This is a genomic window from Candidatus Margulisiibacteriota bacterium (assembly GCA_028706105.1).
In the GTDB taxonomy this organism is placed as follows: domain Bacteria; phylum Margulisbacteria; class Riflemargulisbacteria; order GWF2-35-9; family DYQY01; genus DYQY01.
This window is the reverse complement of the sequence record JAQWCF010000109.1, coordinates 1-4702: the sequence shown is the minus strand read 5'-3', so window position 1 is coordinate 4702 and position 4702 is coordinate 1. Positions and strand designations below refer to the sequence as shown.

3 protein-coding genes are annotated in these 4702 nt (G+C 35.9%); all 3 read right to left on the bottom strand.

The window, feature by feature from the left end:
* Nucleotides 1–401 precede the first annotated feature (401 nt).
* The 3 genes from dnaX to galE all read right to left on the bottom strand — a co-directional run bounded on the left by dnaX (nucleotide 402) and on the right by galE (nucleotide 4526).
* Nucleotides 402–2045: a DNA polymerase III subunit gamma/tau gene (gene dnaX, locus PHF25_08765; GenBank protein MDD4528101.1), complete on the bottom strand. Its 1644-nt coding sequence runs from the start codon at nucleotides 2043–2045 to the stop codon at nucleotides 402–404.
* Between the two features lie 431 nt (nucleotides 2046–2476).
* Nucleotides 2477–3553: an alanine racemase gene (gene alr, locus PHF25_08760; protein ID MDD4528100.1), complete on the bottom strand. Its 1077-nt coding sequence runs from the start codon at nucleotides 3551–3553 to the stop codon at nucleotides 2477–2479.
* Nucleotides 3537–4526, bottom strand: coding sequence for a UDP-glucose 4-epimerase GalE (galE, locus tag PHF25_08755; GenBank protein ID MDD4528099.1), 990 nt, complete (start codon nucleotides 4524–4526; stop codon nucleotides 3537–3539). The genes alr and galE overlap by 17 nt, the downstream gene beginning before the upstream one ends.
* Nucleotides 4527–4702 lie beyond the last annotated feature (176 nt).

The following is a 4702-nucleotide window of genomic DNA, read 5'->3' as shown; positions in this document are numbered from 1 at the left end:
TTCTTAAAATATTCTGTATTATTAGTTTTGGTCATCTTTTTTTACCTCCATTTTTATTTGCGTAAATTAGAGTTTACGATGACCATCCTTAAATCTCAAATTGCAAACAAAATTGTACACTACCAATAAACATAATATCGTTACCTAGTTATTTTCTTAATATTTAAAAAATAGGTCTAATAGACAAAATGGGGGTTTATTAGACCTTTTTTTAAACAAGATTGGTGCCAGCGCCCTCTCCGTTTCACAAGTGAAATTGAAAGGGCGAGCAGCATGTTCAACTGATAATCAGTTATTTTTATCTTCTGCAGGGTGATTTTAGTAATTTCCCAGATTTTAATAAGCAAGTTTTGTGAAGTCTTGATTTTTTTGCTTCTTTTTTGATCAAGCAAAAAAAGAAGTTATACCTTTTCTACTTTCTCCACACCAAATTGCTTAGCTAAGTCCTTAATGCTATCTGGTATTTCAGAGCTTTCCAAAAAAGTGCTTTCTTCAAAGTCATCTTTTTCTAAATCAGTCGGCATATCACTACCACTCTTAAAGTCTATTCTAATGCTTATTTTACGACTGAATATTTCTGAGGCAGCAACATTAATGTCGCGCTTACTTTCATCCTCATTGAGCTTTTTATGATGGAAAGAAAACTTATTATCAATAGCAGCAACAATGAAGTCACCCTCAACGGTAATAGGCACACACTCCTTAAGCATCGCAGACAATTGGGCTTTCTTATTCTTTTTTAAATAAGCCAAAATATCTGGCCAATAGTGTTTTACACTAACAATGTCTAACTCCACATCTGGACGGACAACAGCTTTTGGTTCACTTTGCACTGGAGCTTCTTGTTTTTCAACGACTCTAGTCGCAGGTCTTGATGACTCGATCCTTGCAGAACTGATCGCTTCTTTCCTTTGAGGAACAGCTTCTGTTCTAAGAATAACTTTCTTTTCTTCTGCTATTTGACCAGTAAAAGCTTGAAACAATAAAACTTCCAAAAACACTCTACTGTCTTCCATCATTCTTACTTGTTGCATTGCTTTAGAACATTCAGCTATTGCAGAATATACTTGTTCTTTACTTAAAACATCAGCTATTTCTTGATAACTTTTAATAGAAACCGTTGGACCAATCACCATGTTTTTTAAACCAATTTTGATAAACAAGACTTGTCTTAAAAACTCCAACATATCCTCTAAAAAAAGAACAGCATCCAAACCTTCGTAAAAAAGCTTATCCATTAATTTAAAATACTCAACATGTTGGTCACTCTTAAGCATCTTAATAATACTAGCAATGTCACCAATATTCGCAGCACCAAGCAAGTGATAAACTTGGTCGATATCAACTTTGCCATTACTAAAAGACAATACTTGGTCAGTAATCGACAACGCGTCTCGCATATGACCACCGCTATACTTGGCAATAAGCTTAATGGCTTCGTCTGTTATCTGCATCTTTTCTTCTTTTAAAATATCATTAATCCTTTGCACAATGGCTGATTGTGATATTTTAGTAAAATCAAGTCTTTGACATCTTGATTGAATCGTCGTAAGTATTTTATGGGGATCTGTTGTAGCTAAAATAAAAATAACATGAGCAGGAGGTTCTTCTATTGTTTTCAGTAATGCGTTGAATGCAGAATTACTTAACATGTGGGTTTCATCTATTATATATATTTTCCATTTGCCTAAGGAAGGAAGAAAATTAGATTTTTCAATCAGCTCTCGAATGTTATCAACACCTGTATTGCTAGCAGCATCTATTTCTATAACATCCATATGCGTACCACTAGTTATCTGTTTACAGTTATCACAAGTGTTACATGGTTCCGCCTTGTCTTTATCTAAATTTAAGCAATTTAATGTTTTAGCAAATATCCTAGCTACAGAAGTCTTTCCCGTTCCTCTTGGTCCAGCAAAAATATACGACTGAGCAATACGTTCAAACTTAATAGCGTTCTGGAGTGTGCGAATAACCGACTCTTGCTCAACAAGTTCTGAAAATGTTTGAGACCGATACTTTCTATATAATGAAATATACGACATAAATTTATTATAGCTGAATAAGAATAAAAGGTAAAAAGAATAATCCCCCGGTTACTGAGGTGACCACCCACCAAGTGAGTTGGACTAAAAGGAAGGCTCTCTCTAAAAATAAGCTTCAATAAGGCCTCATTGCCGGCCTTATTGATCCGCTAGTCCCTACGCAAACGCACTGCATTAAAATTTGGGTATTTTTTTGTCACCCTGTTATGATGGTTCCGTTTGCATAATTAATAATTCAACCTGCGGGAGCATTGCTATGCTGTCGTTTTTAATATTAATTACCGTTAAATGACTGCAAAATTACTACAATTTTATATTTGTGCGGTTGCTTCCGGACACTTTAAATTCATCTACTTTATTTAATGATTTAAAGATTTATTTGGGTTTTGGATTCTACTTACTAAACATCCATATTTCTAAACTTCTCTACCTCAAGACCGATAAATCCTCGCGACTCTTTTACCAATAGAGGTCATTACTTCATATTCAATTGTCCCAATAAGCTGCGCTATTTCATTAACTGTTATTTCTTCACCATCTTGTGAACCAATAAGCACAGCATCATCTCCTACTTTCACCTCAAGGTCGACAGGGATAGCCACCATCATCATGTCCATGCAAATATTACCCACTATTGGGCAGGCAACACCATGAAGTAGAACTCTCCCTTTATTAGACAACGCTCTGCTATATCCATCTGCATAACCAACACTGATAACTGCAATTCTCATTTTTTGTTCTGACTTATAGGTCAAGCAATAGCCCACATGCTCACCTGGCTCTATTTCCCTGACATATAGCACCTTAGCTGTAAAAGACATTATTCCTTTATACAAATCAATACCCGCTCGAACCATATCAAAAAATGGACTTATGGGATTAATTATCCCTGCTGAATTAGAAGCATGTTTAATAGGGATATCAATGCCTTCTTTGCTTAATTCAAAAATAACTCGTTCAAAAATCTCTACCTGTTTTTTACTATAAGAAACATCCTCATTGTCGGAATCTGCTAAGTGGGTTGCAACTCCTTCCAGCTCCAAAAATGGATTAGCTAATATTTTCTTGGCAAAGGCAACTACGTCGTCCGCCTTAACACCTAGCCTAGTCATTCCCGTATCAACCTTTAAATGAACCTTAACTTTCTTTTTATATGATTCAGAAACTTTAAGTAGTTCAGCTAAAAACTCTTCTGAATAGACCATTAAAGTTATATCGTAATAAATTACTGACTTAATTCTTTCCCAATCAGTTGGTTCACCTAAAAGAAGAATTGGTGTTCTGATGCCAGCTTCTCTAAGTTCAATTGCCTCTGCTGCAGTAGCTACACCAAAATAATCAACGCCTTCTTCATGGGCGATATTGGATAAGGCAACAGCTCCATGCCCATATGCATCTGCTTTAACCACGGCTAAAAGCTTCACACCTTCGGGAATTCTCGCTTTTACTTTTCTAATGTTCTGAACAAATTTCTGTAAATCAACGATTAAACTAGTTCTCATAACCATTTGGATGATTTTTGTGCCACTTATACGCTGTTTCGATTATCATCTCGAGCGTATACTGTTGCTTCCACCCTAACTCCTTAATTATCTTTTGTGAGGACGCGATAAGTGTATCTGGGTCGCCTTCTCGCCGTTTCACTATCCTCTGATCAATGCCTCTGCCAGTTATTTTCTCGACAGAATCAACAATCTCCTTAACACTGTACCCTAATCCGCTACCTAAATTAAAGACATCAGAGCTACCACCATTAAGCAAGTGCTTAAGCGCCAAAATATGTGCTGAAGCTAAATCATAAACATGGATATAGTCTCTAACACACGTTCCGTCTGGCGTATTATAATCATCACCGAACACTGATAAAAATTCCCTTTGACCATTAACAACCTGAAAAACTATTGGCAACAAATGGCTTTCTGGATTATGGTCTTCGCCTATTAAGCCATCATCATCTGCACCAGCTGCATTAAAGTATCTCAAGGCAACATATCTTAAGCCATAGATGCTGTCATACCAGCTACACACTTTTTCAAACATTAACTTAGTTTCGCCATAAACATTTGTTGGTAGTTTAGTTGTGGTTTCGTTAATAGGTATCTCATCAGGCTGACCGTAGACTGCAGCAGTAGAAGAAAAAACTAATTTATCTATCCCAAAATCATGCATCACCTTTAAAAGATTCAGTCCACCAACCACATTGTTATCAAAGTATAGCGCAGGCTTCTCCATAGACTCACCAACAAGGCTTTTGGCACAAAAATGCATAACAGCAGAGATATTGTTTTCCGTAAAAACTTTGCTTAAATCAGCTTCGCTACGTACATCTCCTTGATAGAACTGGATGTTATCAGATAAAGACTCTCGGTGACCTGTTGTCAAATTATCAAAGACTATTGGATTAAACCCAGCCTCTTGCAGTTTTTTTACAACATGGGAACCAATGTACCCTGCCCCGCCACAAACTAAGATATTTTGCATAACTTTATTATAAGGTTCATTGACTAATTAGTTCAATGGTTCATTGACGATGAAGAATATAAATAATTGAATTTTTTTTTAATAGCTCACGATAAATTAATCATGAATAATAAAACTATAGCAATGAAACATTATAAATTAAGTTTCCAAAAATGGATGCAAGCCGAAATAGTATC

Coding starts and splice junctions, on each gene's coding strand:
- galE (MDD4528099.1), bottom strand. CDS start 4,526: ATGCAAAATATCTTAGTTTGTGGCGGGGCAGGGTACATTGGTTCCCAT.
- dnaX (MDD4528101.1), bottom strand. CDS start 2,045: ATGTCGTATATTTCATTATATAGAAAGTATCGGTCTCAAACATTTTCA.
- alr (MDD4528100.1), bottom strand. CDS start 3,553: ATGGTTATGAGAACTAGTTTAATCGTTGATTTACAGAAATTTGTTCAG.